Raw genomic sequence first — 19,280 nt, 5'->3', positions numbered from 1 at the left:
CGAACGCATGTGCGCGCATTCCGCTCTTGAGCTGTTTCGAGTACTGCATGTCAAAGCGTCCCTTCGAACAATTGCCCCTGGTTTTCGGCCATGACGCGGCAACCGGTCGTGACGATCTGCTCGTTTCCGACCGGCTGAGCGCGGCCATCGCCATCGTCGACCACTGGCCGGACTGGCCGTCCCCCGTCGTCATCATCGCCGGCCCGGTCGGCTCCGGCAAATCGCATCTCGCCAGCATCTGGCGGGACAAGGCGGCCGCCGAGCCGATCCATCCGGTCGCCGGCTCGAACGCCGCCGATATCGCCGCAACAAGGCCGGTTCTCTTCGAGGATGCCGACCGGCAGGGCTTCGACGACACCGCGCTCTTCCACGTGATCAACAGCGTACGCCAGAACGGCACGGCATTGCTGATGACGTCGCGGCTGTGGCCGATGTCCTGGCCGGTCGTGCTCCCGGACCTGCGCTCGCGCCTGAAGGCGGCCACGGTCGTCGAGATCGGCGAGCCGGACGACGAACTCCTGACCCAGGTGCTCATCAAGCTCTTCGCCGACCGCCAGCTTCTCGTCGACGAGCGGCTGGTCGGCTATATCGTCGCGCGGATGGAGCGTTCGCTCGAGGCGGCCCAGACGATCGTCGAGAGGCTCGATCATCTCGCCCTTGCCCGGGGAACGCGGCTGACGCGCGCGCTTGCCGCGGAAGTCCTGGAAGAACTTGCGAATAATCGTCCGGCCGATTGACTGTCACAGTTCCGTCGTCAAACTGGGATAGCTCGTCTGTTCGGAGCAATGGGGCTTAATGAGCATGGACACCGCGACATCAGCAATCAGCGAACACGAGGCGCCTCGTGAGCGAAAGCGCGAGGCTGCCGAGCAGCCCGACCTCCTCACCAGCCCCGAACGCTTTGTCAATCGCGAGTTCTCCTGGCTCCAGTTCAACCGACGGGTGCTCGAGGAGACGCTGAACACGGCCCATCCTCTCCTGGAGCGCGTCCGTTTCCTGTCGATCTCTGCGGCCAACCTCGACGAATTCTTCATGGTGCGCGTTGCCGGCCTCGAAGGCCAGGTGCGTTCGGGCCTGTCGCTGCGCAGCCCGGACGGCAAGACGCCCGCCGAAACGCTGGACGAGATCCTGAAGGAGGTCGACAATCTCCAGATGGAGCAGCAGGCCTCGCTCGCCGTCTTGCAGCAGTATCTCGCCAAGGAAGATATCCTCATCGTCCGCCCGGCGTCGCTGTCGGCACAGGACCGCAGCTGGCTCGCCAATGAATTCGACCAGTCGATCTTCCCGGTCTTGACACCGCTGTCGATCGATCCGGCGCACCCGTTCCCGTTCATCCCGAACCTCGGCTTCTCGATCGGCCTGCAGCTCGTCAGCAAGACCGGCCGCGCACCGATGACGGCGCTCCTGCGCCTGCCGGTGGCGCTCGATCGCTTCATCCGCCTGCCGGACGTCAAGAACGTCATCCGCTACATCACGCTCGAAGACGTCGTCAGCCAGTTCATCGACCGGCTTTACCCGGGCTACGAGGTGCAGGGCTCGGGCACGTTCCGCATCATTCGCGACAGCGATATCGAAGTCGAGGAAGAAGCCGAAGACCTCGTCCGGCTGTTCGAGACGGCGCTCAAGCGCCGCCGCCGCGGGTCGGTGATCCGCATCGAGACCGACTCCGAAATGCCGGCGTCGCTCCGCCAGTTCGTGGTGCACGAGCTCGGCGTTCCGGACAACCGCGTCGCGGTGCTGCCGGGGCTGCTCGCGCTCAACATGCTGTCCGAGATCACCAAGGCGCCACGCGACGATCTGCGTTTCGAGGCTTACAACCCGCGCTTCCCGGAACGGGTGCGCGAGCATGCCGGCGACTGCCTCGCGGCCATCCGCGAGAAGGACATGGTGGTCCACCACCCCTACGAGTCCTTCGACGTCGTGGTGCAGTTCCTGCTGCAGGCGGCACGCGATCCCGACGTGCTGGCGATCAAGCAGACCCTCTACCGCACCTCGAACGACAGCCCGATCGTCCGCGCCCTGATCGATGCCGCCGAGGCCGGCAAGTCGGTCACGGCGCTCGTCGAGCTCAAGGCCCGTTTCGACGAGGAGGCGAACATCCGCTGGGCGCGCGACCTCGAGCGCGCCGGCGTCCAGGTCGTCTTCGGCTTCATCGAGCTCAAGACCCACGCAAAAATGTCGATGGTGGTGCGCCGAGAGGAGGGCAAGCTCACGACCTATTGCCACATCGGCACCGGCAACTACCATCCGGTGACGGCGAAGATCTACACCGACCTGTCCTTCTTCACCTGCAATGCGGTGATCGCCCACGACATGGCGAACATCTTCAACTTCATCACCGGCTATGGCGAACCGGAGGCGGGCATGAAGCTGGCGGTCTCGCCGCATACGCTGCGTCCGCGCATCCTGAAGCATATCGACGAGGAGATCGGCCATGCCGAGGCCGGGCGGCCGGCCGCAATCTGGATGAAGATGAACTCGCTCGTCGATCCGGAAATCATCGACGCGCTCTACAAGGCGAGCCGCGCCGGCGTCGAGATCGACCTCGTCGTGCGCGGCATCTGCTGCCTGCGCCCGCAGGTGCCCGGTCTTTCCGAGAATATCCGCGTCAAATCCATCGTCGGTCGCTTCCTTGAGCATTCGCGCATATTCTGCTTCGGCAACGGCCACGGCCTGCCGTCGGAAAATGCCCTTGTCTATATCGGCTCGGCGGATATGATGCCGCGCAATCTGGACCGGCGGGTCGAGACGCTCGTGCCTCTCATCAACCGGACTGTGCACGAACAGGTTCTTTCGCAGATCATGCTGGGCAATCTCATCGACAACCAGCAGAGCTACGAGATTCTTCCGGACGGCACCTCGCGCCGCATGGAAGTCGGCAAGGACGCCGAGCCGTTCAACGCGCAGCACTATTTCATGACCAACCCGAGCCTTTCGGGTCGGGGTGAGGCGCTGAAGTCCAGTGCACCGAAGCTGATTGCCGGCTGGAAAAGCGGCTGGCGTAAGTAAACTGGAACTGCATGGTCGAATCTGAAGCGCAGGGGCGTCTGCCCGGCATCCGCCCGGTCTCCGTTGTGGATATCGGCTCGAACTCCATTCGTCTTGTCGTCTATGAGGGGCTCAGCCGCTCGCCGGCGATGCTTTTCAACGAAAAGGTGATGTGCGGCCTCGGCAAGGGCCTCGATGCGACCGGCCGCATGGCGGAGGAGAGCGTCGAGCGGGCGCTGAAGGCGCTGCGCCGTTTCCGTGCGCTCTCCGACCAGGCGCGCTCGTCCAGCCTGTATGTGCTGGCGACGGCGGCTGCGCGCGAGGCGACGAACGGCGCGGCCTTCATCGAAAAGGCGCAGGCGATCCTCGGCCAGAAGGTGCGCATCCTGAGCGGCGAGGAGGAGGCCTACTACTCCGCAATGGGCGTCGTCAGCGGCTACCATGATCCGGACGGCATCGTCGGTGACCTCGGCGGCGGCTCGCTCGAACTCGTCGATGTAGAAGGCCGGCGCATCGGCCAGGGCATAACGCTGCCGCTCGGCGGCATCCGCCTCTTCGAGCACAGCAACGGTTCGCTCAGCAAGGCGCGGGCCTGGGTCCGCAAGTTCATGAAGAATGCCGACGTGCTCGGGAAGGGGACGGGGCGCACCTTCTACGCCGTCGGCGGCACCTGGCGTGCGATCGCCAAGCTTCACATGGAAATGCGGGACTATCCGCTGCACATGATGCAGGGTTACGAGATTTCCTACGAAGAAACGATGGCGATCCTGTCCGAGGTCATCGAGCCGAATAAGATCGAGCCGTCCGCCTACGCGTCGATCTCCAAGAGCCGCCGAAGCCTGCTGCCCTTCGGCGCCGTGACCATGCAGGAGGCGATCGCGACCATGAAGCCGGCACGCGTCTCGTTCTCGGCATACGGCGTTCGCGAAGGCTATCTTTTCTCCCTGCTTTCCGACGAGGAGCGCCTGCAGGACCCATTGCTGACCGCCGCCAACGAGATCGCGATATTGCGGGCGCGTTCGCCCGAACATGCGCGCGAGCTTGCCGAATGGACCGGCCGCATGGTGCCCTTCTTCGGCATCGAGGAAACCGAGGAGGAAAGCCGCTATCGTCAGGCCGCCTGCCTGCTGGCGGACATCAGCTGGCGCGCGCATCCGGACTATCGCGGCCTGCAGGCACTGAACATCATCGCCCATTCGGCCTTTACCGGCATCACCCATGCCGGGCGGGCTTATATAGCGCTAGCCAACTATTATCGCCTTGAGGGGCTCAACGACGACGGCGCCACCAGCCCGCTCGCCGGCATCACGACGCCGCGCCTGCTGGAGATGGCGAAGCTCCTGGGGGGGCTGCTCCGCATCGCCTATCTCTTCTCGGCCTCCATGCCGGGCGTGGTTCGCCACCTGACCCTCAGGCGGTCGTCTCGATCGGATGTGGACCTCGAATTCGTTGCGCCGTCGACTTATGCCGACTTCGCCGGCGAGCGCCTGGAGGGGCGCCTCCAGCAGCTCGGTAAATTGACTCGCATGAGGCTCGCCTTCCGCTTCGAGGACTGACCGCACTTGAGCGGCGGCGAGGGCGGCGCTCGTCCTGCACGAATGTTCAAGATCATTGCCGGCGACAGCGGCTAAGTTGGCCTCGAAACGTCCAGCTCGGGTTGCCGCCTCATGTTCGAAACGAAATTCGCAATCGTCCTGCGCGACGATCTTGCCGTCTGGCAGAAACTGAATGTCACCGCCTTCCTGGCGACCGGCATTGCCGGGCAGAAGCCGGAGATCCTCGGCGAGCCCTACCGCGACGCGGCGGGCAACATCTACAACGCGCTCAGCATTCAGCCGATCATCGTGCTTTCGGCCGATGGCGCGACGCTCGGAAACATCCGGCGGCGCGCTCTCGAAAGAAATATCCGCACGTCCCTTTATGTGGACGACATGTTCCTGACCGGCCACGACAGTGCCAATCGCGCGGTCTTTTCACAGTCCGGGCCACAGGATGCCGTGGTCGCCGGCATCGCGATCCATGCGGAAAGAAGGATCGTCGACAAGATCACCAAGGGAGCGAAGCTGCACGGCTGATGCGCTACAGCGATCTTTGCGCGCTTGACAGGACGCGCGGCGCTGCGGACGGTTGGCGGACCTGCCCGGAGAGACTCGTGCGAAGCGACAGCACCCCGAGCCTCTGGCCGCGCCCCTTCACCTCGTGTTCCCCGAGGTCGTCGCCCTCCACGAAGCCGGGCAGGTGCATGCGCCTGAGCAGGTCGGCGGAAATCAGCACCTGCCGATCGAGCGTCCGGCAGAGGCCTTCGAGGCGCGCCGTCGTGTTCACCGTGTCCCCGAAATAGGTGATCTTGTGCCGGTCGAGGCCAATCTCGGCGGCGACGATCGTGCCGCCGTGGAGCGCGGCGCGAAGGCGAGGCACCTCGCCGTAGTCCTTTCGCCAGCGGCCGGCTTCCGCTTCGATCTGGTCGAGAATGTCGAAGACACATCGTATGCAGGCGGCATCCGCGACCGCACGCTCGAAAGGCCAGCTGATGATCACGGAGTCGCCGACATAGTCGACGATGGAGCCCCGATGGCGCAGCACCGGGTCGGCCATGGTGGCAAAGAGTTTCCCGAGATATTCCTGGGTCGTGAGATCGCCGAACCGCTCGGCAAAGGAGGTCGAGCCGACGAGGTCGATGAAAAGGAAGACCCGTTCCTCCTGAACGGGCTTGCGGTAGCGGCCGGTCAGCAGGCTCAGGAAAACGTCGCGGCCGAGCAGTTCGCGCACCCTCAGAACGAAGATGATCGGGCCGGAGACGGCAAGTGCATAGAGGAGTGCGTCGAAGGACGGCATCATCGCTTCGCTCCAGCTCTCACGCAGCACGCCCGTCAGCTTCAAGAGCAGCCCCGCCGCGGCAAAGCCGATGTTCTCGATGACGAGGTAGACGGCGACGGACGAGAGCAGAAAACCGGGCGTCGGAAGACTGTGGATCTTCCGATGGAGGCGCCGGAAAATGACGCGCCGCTCGAAGGCGAGGACCGGCATGCAGGCGGATACCGCGAAGGTCGCCCCGATCAGGGCGCCGTCGCCATAGACGACCCAGGCATAGGCCACGCCGCTCGCCGCGACGACGAGCAGCGACAGGACGAACTCGAGCGTGGAAAATCTCCAGCGCATGCGGAAGCCTCGGGACAGGAAAGCACGAGAGGATGGCCGCGAGGCGGGACGGGCTCGCGGCATCTGACAATCTGGTTCCGAAGATCCTGCCGGAATCAGGCTATCGATTGGTGTTGGCTACAGCCGGATTCGGGCGAAAAGTTGTTTGGGGACCGCAGTCCTCAACCGGGGATTTCCACCGCTTCGATCTTCTTGTCGACGAAACGCAGCGCTACTTCGCCGTTGATGAGCTTCAGCGCCATGTCGCCGAAAAGCTCCCGGCGCCAGCCGTGGAGGGCGGCGACATCGGCCTTCTCGCCTTCGGCGGCGATACGGTCGAGGTCATCGCTGTTGGCGATGATCTTGGCCGCGACGCCCTGCTTCTCGGCGATGAGCTTCAGCAGCACCTTGAGCAATTCCCCCGCCGCCGCCGCCCCTTCCGGCGTGTGGTTCTGGCGCGGCAGGCGCGGCAGTTCGGCCTTGGGGATCGCAAGCGCCTCGCCCACGGCCTCGACGAGCGCCGTCCCGGCGCTGGAGCGCTCCCAGCCCTTGGGAATGGTCCTGAGGCGGCCCAGCGCCTCGGCATCCTTCGGCTGCTGCTGGGCGATCTCGTAGATCGCATCGTCCTTGAGGATGCGGCCGCGCGGCACGTTGCGCGCGCGTGCCTCGCGTTCGCGCCAGGCGGCCACTTTCTGCAGGACCGCAAGCTCGATCGGCTTCTTCACCCGCATCTTCAGCCGCTGCCAGGCGTTGTCCGGATGCAGGTCGTAGGTCTCCCGGCTTTCGAGAATCGCCATTTCCTCGGCGAGCCACGAGGAGCGCCCCTCGCGCTCGAGTTCCTCCTTGAGATACTGGTAGATGTCCCTCAGGTGGGTCACGTCGGCGAGCGCGTATTCGAGCTGCTTGTCGGTGAGCGGCCTGCGGCTCCAGTCGGTGAAGCGCGACGACTTGTCGATCTGCTCGTTCTTGATGCGGTTGACGAGCTGGTCATAGGAGACGCTGTCGCCGAAACCGCACACCATCGCCGCCACCTGCGTGTCGAACAGCGGATGCGGGATAAGATTGCCGAGATGGTGGATGATCTCGATGTCCTGCCGGGCAGCGTGGAACACCTTGACGACGTTCGTATCGGCCATCAGCGCGAAGAACGGTGCGAGGTCGATTCCGGGCGCCATGGGATCCACGATGATGGCCATGTCGGGGCTTGCCATCTGGATGAGGCAGAGCTCCGGCCAGAACGTCGTTTCACGCAGGAATTCCGTGTCGATCGTAATATAACTTGAGCGGGCCAGCTCTTTGCAGGCGGCCTCCAGATCTGCTGTCGTTTGAATCATCTGCGTTAAATCACTGTGGCAAAAATGCGGCTTGATGCCCCCGTGTAACGGTTCGCGGCAGACGTCACAATCGAAAATGTCAGGCGACTCTCAAATAAGCGGTCATCCCGGTCTTTTGATGTTCGATGATATGGCAGTGGATCACCCAGTCGCCGGGATTGTCGGCCACCAGCGCCAGTTGCGCCTGCTCGTCCGGCAAGAGCAGGATCGTGTCCGTCGGCGGCGGCAGAAAGCTTCGCTTGTTCGAGGCAATGATGCGGAAGCTCAGACCGTGCAGGTGGATCGGATGGGCGTGCGGCGTTCGGTTGGCGACATCGAGCACGTAGCTTCGCCCGAGCTTCAGCTCTTCGAGCGGCGCCACCGGATCGGCTGTGTCGCCCGGCCACGGAACCTTGTTGATCGCCCAGAAGGTATAGCCGAGCGAACCGCAGATCGAAGGCGTCGCCCTGTGCTCGGCGGTTGCCGTCAGATCGATCGCAATGCGGGTCGCGGTCGAGAGGTCGGCCTCGGCGACGGGGTTGGCGGCAAGGGGCGCGACATCCCGGAGGTCGCGCTTCAACGAGGCGCCGACTGCTCGAAAGCGCGCGATGGTCCAGGGCGCCGAGCCGCGGAAATTGCCGAGCGTCGCGCAGGCCCCTTCGCTCTCCGGCATCCGGAGGGCGAGATCGACACGCTGCCCGGGACCGACGTCCAGCCGGTCGAGCGGGAAGGGGGCTTCAACCGGGTTGCCGTCGAGCGCGATCACCGCCGCGGCCGCTCCTTCAAGGCCGAGCGTATAGATGCGCGTGACGTCGGTGGCGGCGATCCTGACCCGGACGATCCCCCCTGCCGGGACGTCGTAGGCCGGCTCGCGCTGCCAGTTCGCCGTCCTGACCGTGCCGTAGGTGCCGCCGCGCGCCGCGTCGCGCGGCTTGAACGGATCGATGAAGCCGCCGCCGGCGCCGAGCCGCCAATCGCGGAGATTGAGCACCACCTCCGCATTGAAGGCCGGGTCGTCCGGGTTCTCGACGACGATCACGCCGGTCAGGCCGCGTCCCATCTGCGTCAGCGTGTTGCAATGCGGGTGGTACCAGAAAGTGCCGGCATCCGGCGGCGTGAAGGTGTAGTCGAAGCGATCGCCGGGATAGACGTAGGGCTGCGTCATTTCCGGCACGCCGTCCATCGCGTTGTCGATCCTCAATCCGTGCCAATGGACGGTCGTCGGCTCGTCGAGCCGGTTGACCAGCCTCGCCCGATAGCGTTCGCCCTTGCGCATTCTCAGGACCGGCGGCATGCCGGCATGGGCGGCTTCGCCAAGGCCGTAGGTCATGACCCTCTGCGTGACCCCATCGGCCGCTATCCGCGCTTCGGCGAACTGCGCCGCCAGGATCTGCGGGTCAGGCGCCGCACCGGCGCGTGCCGCCACGCCGGCACCGAGCGCAAAGGCCCCGCCAAGCGCGGCCGAGCTCGTGAGAAACCTGCGGCGGCTGAACATCGGCATCATGTTTTCGAATCCAGAATGTGACGCGGAATGGGCGGCGTGCCGCCCGTCGACCCGCTCTCGATGCGGACGCTTTCTAAACCTGATTTCGATGATCAGCAATTTGCCGCCGCCCGCGCATCTTGCCGCAGCCCGCTCTCGAGCATTTTGCAGTCAGGTGGAATCACCTGACGTCGCGCAAATGCGGCAAAAACAAACAGGGAGAGCGGTGGCGCGAACGCATGTGAGCGCAGCCTGCTCCTCGTATCAGGGCTCCCTGGGTGCCTGGTCGCCGCCGGCAAGCTTGTTGAAGAAGGAGGAGGTGCGCAGGAGGTTGCGGAACGGCATGGAACGTTCCTCCGCCGGCACCGGCGCGCGGGCCGTCATGCGCCGGAGCGTATAGAGCATGAAGATCGCCAGGACGACGGCCATGTAGCTGAACAGCGCCTGCGGCCCGAAGATGTCGAGCAGGAAGGAGGCGAAGAGCGGCCCGATGATGGCGCCGAGCGACCAGAAGAAGAGCATGCCGGCGGACACCAGCGCGTGCTGGCCGTCGGCCGCGTGGTCGTTGGCATGCGCCGAACAGAGGGAGTAGAGCGGCATGGCAAAGGCGCCGAAGGCGAAGATGCCGGCGAAGTTCAGCCATTCGTCGCTGCCGGCGCCGAAGGCGAGGAAGAGACCGGAAAGCAGCGAGCCGAAGGTGGCGATCAGGATGATCAGCCTGCGGTCGATCTGGTCCGAATAGTGGCCGAGCGGATATTGCAGCACGACGCCACCGATGATGCCGGCGCTCATGAAGGTGGCGATCGCCGTGACGGAAAGGCCGATCCCCTGCGCATAGATCGGGCCGAGCGAGCGGAAGGCGGCGTTGGTGAGGCCCACGACGATGCAGCCGATCGTGGCGAGCGGCGAGATGTTCCAGAGCGCCTTGACGTCGAAGCGGATCGCTTCCGGCGCGACCGGGCTCGAGCGGTCGGCAAAGGAGATCGGCACGAGCGACAGCGTCAGCGCCATCGAGATGATGGCGAAGAGTTCGAAGCCGCCGATGCCGATCCCGGGGATCACATATTGCGCGGCGGTCACCGAGCCGAGATCGACGAGGCGGTAGATCGACAGCGTTCGGGCGCGATTGGCATTGGTTACGCTGGCGTTCAGCCAGCTCTCGACGGTCGCGAACAGGCTCGCGAAACAGATGCCGGCGACGAGCCGCATCAGGAACCAGAACCACGGATCGATGATGAGAACCATCGCGATCGCCGCGGCCGATGCGATGGCCGCCATCGCCGAGAAGGTGCGGATGTGTCCGATCGCCCGCAGGATGCGCGTGACATAGACGCAGCCGATCGCGAAGCCGACATTGTAGCCGGCGCCGACGAGGCCGATCAGCGAGGTCGAGAAGCCCTCTTCGAGGCCCCGGAGAGAGATGAAGGTGCCCTGCAGGCCGTTGCCGCCGATGAGAATGCCTGCGGTGACGAGAAGCGGAATGAGCGGGCGAATCTGGGACATGGGGCAGCAGGCATCCGATTGCGGCCGCGACTCGTCAGGTGCACGCGGCTGATGTCTGTTTAGCCGTGGTAGACGGCCGGCGACAGTAGCGATTTGTGGCCTTTTGCCGCCTTTTTGTGCAATACCGGTGGCGATGGCGGCGAAGGCGGGTGATTGCGCCCGGATCGGCTCCTTGACCGGCGAGCCGCGCCGCGGCCTTGACAAAACCGACGCATCATGCGCTTTTCCGCCCGACTTTGACCATGCCGCCGTGCGCCCTCGAGCGCGCCAGCGCGGCCTTCTGCAGTTCCAGGAATAGACGATGCATCGTTACCGCAGCCACACCTGTGCCGCCCTCCGCAAGTCGGATGTCGGCTCCACCGTTCGCCTTTCCGGCTGGGTTCACCGCGTCCGCGATCATGGCGGCGTGCTGTTCATCGACCTGCGCGACCACTACGGCATGACCCAGGTCGTCGCCGATCCGGATTCGCCGGCCTTCAAGATGGCCGAGACCGTGCGCGGCGAATGGGTCATCCGTGTCGATGGCACCGTCAAGGCTCGCACGGACGAGACCGTCAACAAGAACATGCCGACCGGCGAGATCGAGCTCTATGCCCACGAGATCGAAGTGCTTTCGGCCGCCAAGGAACTGCCGCTGCCGGTCTTCGGCGAGCCGGACTATCCGGAAGACGTGCGCCTGAAATACCGTTTCCTCGATCTCCGCCGCGAGACGCTGCACAGGAACATCGTCAAGCGCACCGAGATCATCGCCGCCATGCGCCGGCGGATGACCGAGATCGGCTTCACCGAATATACGACGCCGATCCTCACCGCTTCGTCGCCGGAAGGCGCGCGCGACTTCCTGGTGCCGAGCCGCATTCACCCCGGCAATTTTTATGCGCTGCCGCAGGCGCCGCAGCAATATAAACAGCTTCTGATGGTCGCCGGCTTCGACCGCTATTTCCAGATCGCGCCCTGCTTCCGCGACGAGGATCCGCGCGCCGACCGCCTGCCGGGCGAGTTCTACCAGCTCGACCTCGAGATGAGCTTCGTCGAGCAGGAAGACGTCTGGGATGCCATGGAGCCGATGATCCGCTCGATCTATGCGGACTTCGCCGACGGCAAGCCGGTGACGGAAAAATTCCCGCGCATTCCCTATGACACGGCGATCCGCAAATATGGCTCCGACAAGCCGGACCTGCGCAACCCGATCGAGATGCAGGACGTCACCCGGCATTTTGCCGGCTCCGGCTTCAAGGTCTTCGCCAACATGATCGCCTCCAATCCGAAGGTCGAGGTCTGGGCGATCCCCGCCAGGACCGGCGGCTCCCGCGCCTTCTGCGACCGCATGAACGCCTGGGCGCAGAGCCAGGGCCAGCCGGGCCTCGGCTACATCTTCTGGCGCAAGGAGGGCGAGAAGCTCGAGGGCGCAGGTCCGCTTGCCAAGAACATCGGCGAGGAGCGCACCGACGCGATCCGCACGCAGCTCGGCCTCGAGGACGGCGACGCCTGCTTCTTCGTCGCCGGCGAGCCGGCCAAGTTCTACAAGTTCGCCGGCGAGGCACGCACCAAGGCCGGCGAGGAACTGAACCTCGTCGACCGCGACCGCTTCGAGTTCTGCTGGATCGTCGACTTCCCGTTCTATGAGTGGAACGAGGAGGAGAAGCGCGTCGACTTCGCCCACAATCCCTTCTCGATGCCGCAGGGCGGCCTCGAGGCGCTGCAAAGCGACGACCTGCTCGGGATCAAGGCCTTCCAGTACGACATGGTCTGCAACGGCTTCGAGATCGCCTCGGGCTCGATCCGTAACCAGTCGCCGGAACTTATGGTCAAGGCCTTCGAGAATGTCGGCCTCAGCCAGGCGGACGTCGAAGAGCAGTTCGGCGGTCTCTACCGCGCGTTCCAGTACGGCGCCCCGCCGCATGGCGGCATGGCCTTCGGCATCGACCGCATCGTCATGCTCCTGGTCGGCGCCAAGAATCTGCGCGAGATCTCGCTGTTCCCGATGAACCAGCAGGCCCAGGACCTCCTGATGGGCGCACCGTCGCCGGCAACGCCGGCGCAGCTCAGGGAGCTGGCGATCCGCCCGATCCCGCAGAAAAAGGACTGACCCTTTCGCAGGCTCTAAGAAAACCCGGCGATGACCTCGCCGGGTTTTCTTTAGGAGGGCCGGGGCGCGCGAAGACCGCGTCCCTGGTCTAAAATCCTCAGAAATCCATGCCGGGCGGCGGAGGCATGTGCGGCTGTGCGTCCTTCTTCGGCTTCTCGGCGATCATCGCCTCCGTCGTCACCAGAAGGCCGGCCACCGAGGCGGCATCCTGCAGCGCGGTGCGCACGACCTTGGCCGGGTCGATGACGCCCATTGCGAAGAGGTCCCCGAATTCGCCGGTCTGGGCGTTCCAGCCATAGGCGAATTCCGGCTTCTCCCGGAGCTTCCCGACGATGATTGATCCTTCCGAGCCCGAGTTCTCGGCGATCTGGCGCACCGGCGCCTCGATCGCCCGGCGGACGATCTCGATGCCGACGCGCTGGTCGTCATTGGCCGTCGGGAGGTTGTCGAGAGCCTTGACGACGCGCAGGAGAGCGACGCCGCCGCCCGGCAGGATGCCTTCCTCGACCGCGGCGCGCGTCGCATGCAGGGCGTCGTCGACGCGGTCCTTCTTCTCCTTGACCTCGATCTCGGTCGAGCCGCCGACGCGGATGACGGCGACGCCGCCGGCGAGCTTGGCGAGCCGCTCCTGCAGCTTTTCCCTGTCGTAGTCGGAGGTCGTCTCCTCGATCTGCGCCTTGATCTGGGCGACCCGGCCGCTGATGTCCTCCTTCGACCCGGCGCCGTCGACGAGCGTCGTCGTCTCCTTCTCCACCATGACCCGCTTGGCGCGCCCGAGCGTCTCCATCGTCACGTTCTCGAGCTTGATGCCGAGATCCTCGGAAACGACGGTGCCGCCGGTCAGGATGGCGATGTCTTCGAGCATCGCCTTGCGGCGGTCGCCGAAGCCCGGGGCCTTGACGGCGGCGATCTTCAGGCCGCCGCGCAGCTTGTTGACGACCAGCGTCGCCAGCGCCTCGCCCTCGACGTCTTCCGCGATGATGAGCAGCGGCTTTCCGGACTGGATGACCGATTCTAGGATCGGGATCATCGCCTGCAGGTTGGAGAGCTTCTTCTCATGGATGAGGATGTAGCAATCTTCGAGTTCGACCCGCATCTTGTCCTGGTTGGTGATGAAGTAGGGCGACAGGTAGCCCCGGTCGAACTGCATGCCCTCGACCACCTCGAGTTCGATCTCGGCGGTCTTGGCCTCCTCGACCGTGATCACGCCCTCATTGCCGACCTTTTCCATCGCTTCCGCGAGGTAGCGGCCGATCTCGGCGTCGCCATTGGCCGAGATCGTCGCGACCTGCGCGATCTCGCTATTCTGGGAGACCTTGCGGGCGTGGGTCTTGAGTTCCTTGACGATGGCGTCGACGGCAAGATCGATGCCGCGTTTGAGGTCCATCGGATTCATCCCCGAGGCAACGGCCTTGGCGCCTTCCCGTACGATCGCCTGGGCAAGCACGGTCGCCGTGGTCGTGCCGTCGCCGGCGACGTCGCTGGTGCGCGATGCCACTTCGCGCAGCATCTGCGCGCCCATGTTCTCGAACTTGTCCTCGAGTTCGATTTCCTTGGCGACGGAGACGCCGTCCTTGGTGATACGAGGCGCGCCGAAGGAGCGGTCGATGACGACGTTTCGACCCTTGGGGCCCAGGGTGACCCGCACGGCGTTGGCCATGATGTCCACTCCGCGCAGCATTCGATCGCGGGCTTCGTTGGTGAACTTGACTTCCTTGGCAGCCATATATGCCTCCCTCAACACGGATATTTGCCATGTCTACCGTGCCCGCTCCGGAGACGGACACCGTTCCCTATCGGTCTGCCGCCGACCGCGCAGAGCAAAGGCTGTGCGATCGTTGTTACTATCTGTCACTCCTCGTCATCGGCGGGTGTCAGAATGTCGATCAGGGCCGCGACGCGGCCGGCCGGAAGATGGCGGCCCTCGCCGATCAAGGCTTCGTCGTTGTTGACCCAGGCGATGGCTTCGGCAAGTTCACTCGCCGTCGCGCCCGTCGCAAGAAGTTCGGCCATCAGCGTTTCGTCGACAGGGCCGAGGATGGCGGTGATATCCGACTGCTTCAGTCCCATGGGCGTCCTCCTTCCGCTTGGTCGGTCGGGAATGCGCAAAATTGGCAACCGCGTGCCAAGATAGATAGGCAGTCGTCCTCGAGCATCAAGCCGCGCATGATACCACCGATCGCGGCGATGAAAAAAAGCCCGGCGCCGACAGGCGCCGAGCTCGACGAGATTTCCTAAGGACGCCGCTGAACGCGCGGAGCGTCAGTCGTTGGCCGTCACCTTGACGCCGAGGACCGAGGGGATCGTCTTCGGCGCCCCCATGGCGGCACCCATGATCATCGGGAACGGCACCGGCTTTTCGGGCGCCGCGCTGATCGTCAGGCTCTTCGGCGAGTCGAGATAGGCGCTGACGGCAGCGGATACCTCGTTCTGCAGTTCCGGCAGGTTCCACTCAGCCATCATGATCGGGATCAGACCTTTGAGCGACTCCGCCATCTGTTCGCCGGTCACGCCCTGCTGGCTGCCGGCATAGTCGAGCGCCTTCTTGGTGATGGAGGCATCGTCGAAACGGATCGAGGCGCTGTTGAAGGTCAGTTGCTGCATGAGGCCGAGCATCGCGAGACCCATCGCCTGGTTGGCCGCTTCCTTGTTCGGATTGGCCTGTGCCGCCTTGTTCGCCTCCTGCAGCGCCTTCAGGAACTCAAGCGTATATCCCGAGAAGTCGATGGCGATGTTCAGGCGGCCGATATTCTTGAAATCGAGGGCATACTCCTCCAGCGCGAGCTTGCCGCTCGCCAGCTCCCAGCTGCCCTTCATCGTGACCTCGCCGTCGAGCTGCTGCAGTCCGAGCTTCTCGACCGCTTCCTTCGCCTTGGCATCCTCGATCTTCGAGAGGTCCGCGTTCAGGCCGGCCATGGTTCCGTCGAAGTCGAACCCGGCGTCGTTTTCCTGCCGCGTCAGGTTGGCCTCGATGCTCGCGATCCTGAAGACGTCCTTGCCTTCGGACTTGACCTCCAGGGGCCCGGTTTCGAAGGATTCGTAAAGCAGCATGTCGTCGATCGTGCCGCCTGCGGGGTTGCCGGGAACCGACACTCCGCCAATCCGGGGGGCCTTCAGCGTAAAGCTGTTCTCCTTCTCGGCCACATTGACGTCCGCGAAGGAGAGGGTTTCAGCGTAATAGCCGCCGCCTTCCGTCTCCTCGACGCCCTCGAACGTCAAGTCGCCAATGTTGACCGATTCGTCCGGTGCCGTTGCCACTTTCAGTTTTACGCCGGTTACCGTCACCACGTCCCCGTCCGTCTCCGCCTTGTCGAAGGCAAGGGAGGTGCCGTTGACTTCGAGTGCGGCGCTGAGCTTCTTCATCATGTCCGCGCCATCGAGCGCGAAGGCCGGACCGGTGAATGTGAGGAGGGCAGCGCCGGCCAGCATCAGGCGGACTTTGCGCGTATGCATCATTGCGGAGTTCCTTGTGAAAGACGTCTGGTTGTGAAGCTGCTTCTGGGACCGTTATCGCAATCTGAGTGATCTTGGCGGGATGCGTCAACCGTATGGCGGCCACGCGAGAGCGTTCCGCCGCGCGGGCGCAAGGCAGCACCGCATGAAGCGGCCCTGGAACGCAACCCCCTTCACTCGAAATCCTCAATTTCAAATCAGCCAAATCAGCAGGTCTCGAAACTAATACGAAACCGGGCAAAATGATATTCGCCTCCCACGACGGCGTGTGTTCCCGGCGGATCATGCTTTCCGGAAGATTACCGCCGCTCCCGGCGGTGCGATAGGTACGTTCTCCACAAGCCGGTCCCGCGGGATTCTTGCCGTCGCGGGCCGCTTGCGGTAGCAAGGAGGCATGGGACAAAGCCTTTTGCCGCCTGATGGCGGGGATGACAACATTCAGCCGGTCGACCTCAAGGCGGCGCTGGAAGAGCGCTATCTTGCCTACGCATTGTCGACCATCATGCACCGCGCGCTGCCGGACGTCCGCGACGGCCTGAAGCCGGTGCACCGCCGCATCATCCATGCGATGAGCGAGATGGGCTTGAGGCCCAATTCCTCGTTCAAGAAATGCGCCCGCATCGTCGGCGACGTCATCGGTAAGTTCCACCCGCATGGCGACCAGTCGGTCTATGACGCGCTGGTGCGCCTCGCTCAGGATTTCTCGCAGCGCTACCCCGTCGTCGACGGTCAGGGCAACTTCGGCAATATCGACGGCGACAATGCCGCCGCCTACCGCTACACCGAAGCCAAGATGACCGAGGTCGCGGCCCTCCTTCTCGAGGGCATCGACCAGGACGCCGTCGATTTCCGCCCGACCTATAACGAGGAGGACCAGGAGCCGACGGTGCTTCCGGGCGCCTTCCCGAACCTTCTTGCCAACGGTGCGTCGGGCATCGCCGTCGGCATGGCGACGTCGATACCGCCGCACAATGCGCATGAGCTCTGCGATGCGGCGCTCCATCTGATCCGCCATCCGAAGGCGACGGTGGAGGAGCTGCTGTTCGATCCGGCCAACCCCGAGCGTGGCGGCATCGAGGGACCGGACTTCCCGACCGGCGGCGTCATCGTCGAGAGCCGCGCCAGCATGATCGAATCCTACCGGACCGGTCGCGGCGGCTTCCGTGTCCGCGCCCGCTGGACCCAGGAGGACCTGGGGCGCGGCGGCTATCAGATCGTCGTCACGGAGATCCCCTACCAGGTCCAGAAATCGCGCCTGATTGAGAAGATCGCCGAACTCCTCATCGCGCGCAAACTGCCGCTGCTCGAGGATATCCGCGACGAGTCGGCCGAGGACGTCCGCATCGTGCTCGTGCCGAAAAGCCGCTCGGTCGACGCCAATATCCTGATGGAATCGCTGTTCAAGCTGACGGAGCTCGAAAGCCGCATTCCGCTCAACATGAACGTGCTGTCGATGGGCCGCGTGCCGCGGGTCATGGCGCTCAACGAAGTGCTGAGCGAATGGCTGGCCCACCGCCGCGAGGTCCTGCAGCGCCGCTCGCGCCACAGGCTGGCCGCAATCGACCGGAGGCTGGAGATCCTCGGCGGCTACCTCATCGCCTATCTCAACATCGACGAGGTCATCCGCATCATCCGCGAGGAGGACGAGCCGAAGGCGGTGATGATCGAGCGCTTCGCTCTCACCGACGTCCAGGCCGAGGCGATCCTCAACATGCGCCTGCGTTCGCTGCGCAAGCTCGAGGAATTCGAGATCCGCACCGAGTTCGATGCGCTCTCGAAGGAGAAGGCGGAGATCGAGGCGCTGCTCGCCTCCGACGACAAGCAGTGGCAGGCGGTCGCCTGGGAAATGCGCGAGGTCAAGAAGAAGTTCGCCAAGGCGACCGAACTCGGCAAGCGCCGCAGCACCTTCGCCGATGCGCCCGAGGCGGACGTCGAGGCCATCCAGCAGGCGATGATCGAGAAGGAGCCGATCACCGTCGTCATCTCGGAGAAGGGCTGGATCCGCGCGCTGAAGGGCCACATCTCCGACACGTCGTCGCTGCAGTTCAAGGAAGGGGACGCGCTGAAGGTGGCGTTTCCGGCGCAGACGACGGACAAGGTCCTCGTCTTCACGACCGGCGGCAAGGTCTATACGCTCGGCGGCGACAAGCTGCCGGGCGGGCGCGGCCACGGAGAGCCGCTGCGCATCATGGTCGACATGGAAAACGACCAGGACGTGCTGACGGCCCTCGTCCACGATCCGGCGCGCAAGCTCATCGTCTCGTCGGCAGGCGGTAACGGCTTCGTCGTCACCGAAATCGATATCGTCGCCAACACCCGAAAGGGCAAGCAGGTGATGAATGTCGTGATGCCGGACGAAGCCAAGCTCGTCGTGCCCGTCAGGGGCGACCACGTCGCGGTCGTCGGCGAGAACCGCAAGATGCTGGTGTTCCCGCTGGTGCAGATACCGGAAATGGCGCGCGGCAAGGGCGTCCGCCTGCAGCGCTACAAGGATGGCGGCATTTCCGATATTCGTTGCTTCGCCATTGCGGAGGGTCTCACCTGGGAAGACAGCGCCGGCCGCATCTTCACGAAGACGAAGGACGAACTGATCGAGTGGCTCGGCGACCGCGCCGGCGCCGGTCGGGTCGTTCCGAAGGGCTTCCCGCGAAGCGGCAAGTTCAGCGGCTGACGCCGGACGACCGGATGATCCGCGACGTCGGAAATAAGCGACAGAACGAATCGCATGCGACCTTCGTGCCTCCGATTGGAGGCGCGGCGCCGCCGGTGCGTGCAGGCGCCATTCATCGACCGATCTGCAGCACACTCGATCCGTTAACGCACTGAGGTTCGCCGTAATTCCTTGATCTCCTGCATATTCCTTAAATCGGCCTCGATTTGAGAAATCATGCGGCGGGGAGATGAACGCTATGACCTCGGCCCTTGACGATACGTTGTTGGCGCTCGCGGATCCCACGCGGCGCCGCATATTCGAAGTCCTGTTTGCCGGTGAGACGCCGACGGCGGATATCGCGGCAACCCTCGGCGTGGAGCACGGCGTCCTTGAAAGGCACATGGCCGTCCTCGAGGCGGCGGAGTTGATCGCCCGGCGTCGGGAGGGCGGAAGGGAACTCGTCGCCGCCGACCCGGCGCCGCTGGAGATCGCAGCCGAGTGGATCAACACCAATCGCGAACTCTGGATGATGCGATCGCAGATGCAGGAATTTTCGCCGGATGATGAATCGCCCGGCCGGCATTAGCAGGCTGCTGAAAAAGCCCTCTGGCTTTTGGGTTTTTGCCGTGATTCCCTACGGCTGCAACAGAGGGACTGATT

Annotated in this window: 14 protein-coding genes; 7 read left to right on the top strand and 7 right to left on the bottom strand. The window is 64.3% G+C overall.

The genetic code is table 11. The features are described 5' to 3' along the window. Positions 1-47: 47 nt before the first annotated feature. The 4 genes from hdaA to ATB98_RS13505 all read left to right on the top strand — a co-directional run bounded on the left by hdaA (position 48) and on the right by ATB98_RS13505 (position 5,063). A complete protein-coding gene (gene hdaA / locus ATB98_RS13520) occupies positions 48-737 on the top strand; it encodes a DnaA regulatory inactivator HdaA (RefSeq protein ID WP_066874434.1) in 690 nt (229 codons plus the stop codon). A 64-nt stretch (positions 738-801) separates the two neighbouring features. Further along, positions 802-3,009, top strand: coding sequence for an RNA degradosome polyphosphate kinase (locus ATB98_RS13515; protein WP_153436029.1), 2,208 nt, complete (start codon positions 802-804; stop codon positions 3,007-3,009). An 11-nt stretch (positions 3,010-3,020) separates the two neighbouring features. Next, a complete protein-coding gene (gene ppx, locus ATB98_RS13510) occupies positions 3,021-4,544 on the top strand; it encodes an exopolyphosphatase (protein WP_066874432.1) in 1,524 nt (507 codons plus the stop codon). A 111-nt stretch (positions 4,545-4,655) separates the two neighbouring features. Next, positions 4,656-5,063, top strand: coding sequence for a DUF2000 family protein (locus tag ATB98_RS13505; RefSeq protein WP_066874430.1), 408 nt, complete (start codon positions 4,656-4,658; stop codon positions 5,061-5,063). A 4-nt stretch (positions 5,064-5,067) separates the two neighbouring features. Here ATB98_RS13505 and ATB98_RS13500 read toward each other — a convergent pair whose 3' ends face one another. The 4 genes from ATB98_RS13500 to ATB98_RS13485 form a co-directional block, all read right to left on the bottom strand. Further along, positions 5,068-6,147, bottom strand: coding sequence for an adenylate/guanylate cyclase domain-containing protein (locus ATB98_RS13500; protein ID WP_066874428.1), 1,080 nt, complete (start codon positions 6,145-6,147; stop codon positions 5,068-5,070). Positions 6,148-6,308: 161 nt separating this feature from the next. Beyond that, positions 6,309-7,460 carry a ribonuclease D gene (rnd, locus tag ATB98_RS13495; RefSeq protein ID WP_066874427.1) on the bottom strand — a complete coding sequence of 384 codons (1,152 nt, stop codon included), beginning with the start codon at positions 7,458-7,460 and terminating at the stop codon, positions 6,309-6,311. 79 nt (positions 7,461-7,539) lie between these two features. Further along, positions 7,540-8,940 (bottom strand): multicopper oxidase family protein, encoded by a 1,401-nt coding sequence (locus tag ATB98_RS13490; RefSeq protein ID WP_174551907.1) that lies wholly within the window; start codon positions 8,938-8,940, stop codon positions 7,540-7,542. Between the two features lie 246 nt (positions 8,941-9,186). Then, entirely contained in the window at positions 9,187-10,425 is a 1,239-nt protein-coding gene (locus tag ATB98_RS13485; protein WP_066874425.1) for an MFS transporter, read from the bottom strand. A gap of 301 nt (positions 10,426-10,726) precedes the next feature. Between ATB98_RS13485 and aspS the strand changes: the two genes are divergently transcribed. Continuing rightward, entirely contained in the window at positions 10,727-12,514 is a 1,788-nt protein-coding gene (gene aspS / locus ATB98_RS13480; RefSeq protein ID WP_066874423.1) for an aspartate--tRNA ligase, read from the top strand. A 97-nt stretch (positions 12,515-12,611) separates the two neighbouring features. Here aspS and groL read toward each other — a convergent pair whose 3' ends face one another. From groL to ATB98_RS13465, 3 genes are all read right to left on the bottom strand, one after another. Further along, the gene (gene groL, locus ATB98_RS13475) at positions 12,612-14,240 is read right to left on the bottom strand and encodes a chaperonin GroEL (RefSeq protein ID WP_066874420.1); all 1,629 of its coding nucleotides are present in this window, start codon (positions 14,238-14,240) and stop codon (positions 12,612-12,614) included. Positions 14,241-14,365: 125 nt separating this feature from the next. After that, entirely contained in the window at positions 14,366-14,584 is a 219-nt protein-coding gene (locus tag ATB98_RS13470) for a hypothetical protein (RefSeq protein ID WP_066874419.1), read from the bottom strand. A gap of 192 nt (positions 14,585-14,776) precedes the next feature. Continuing rightward, a complete protein-coding gene (locus ATB98_RS13465; RefSeq protein WP_066874416.1) occupies positions 14,777-15,970 on the bottom strand; it encodes a hypothetical protein in 1,194 nt (397 codons plus the stop codon). Between the two features lie 391 nt (positions 15,971-16,361). Here ATB98_RS13465 and parC point away from each other — a divergent pair, with 391 nt between their 5' ends. Then, complete coding sequence (gene parC / locus ATB98_RS13460; protein WP_066874414.1) at positions 16,362-18,638, top strand: DNA topoisomerase IV subunit A; 2,277 nt, start codon at positions 16,362-16,364, stop codon at positions 18,636-18,638. Positions 18,639-18,867: 229 nt separating this feature from the next. Beyond that, positions 18,868-19,206, top strand: a complete 339-nt coding sequence (locus ATB98_RS13455) for an ArsR/SmtB family transcription factor (protein WP_066874412.1) — start codon at positions 18,868-18,870, stop codon at positions 19,204-19,206. The last annotated feature ends 74 nt before the right edge of the window (positions 19,207-19,280 follow it).

This window comes from Sinorhizobium saheli, from assembly GCF_001651875.1.
GTDB lineage: Bacteria > Pseudomonadota > Alphaproteobacteria > Rhizobiales > Rhizobiaceae > Sinorhizobium > Sinorhizobium saheli.
The sequence above is the reverse complement of the archived record's forward strand: the minus strand, read 5'-3'. Positions and strand labels throughout refer to the sequence as shown.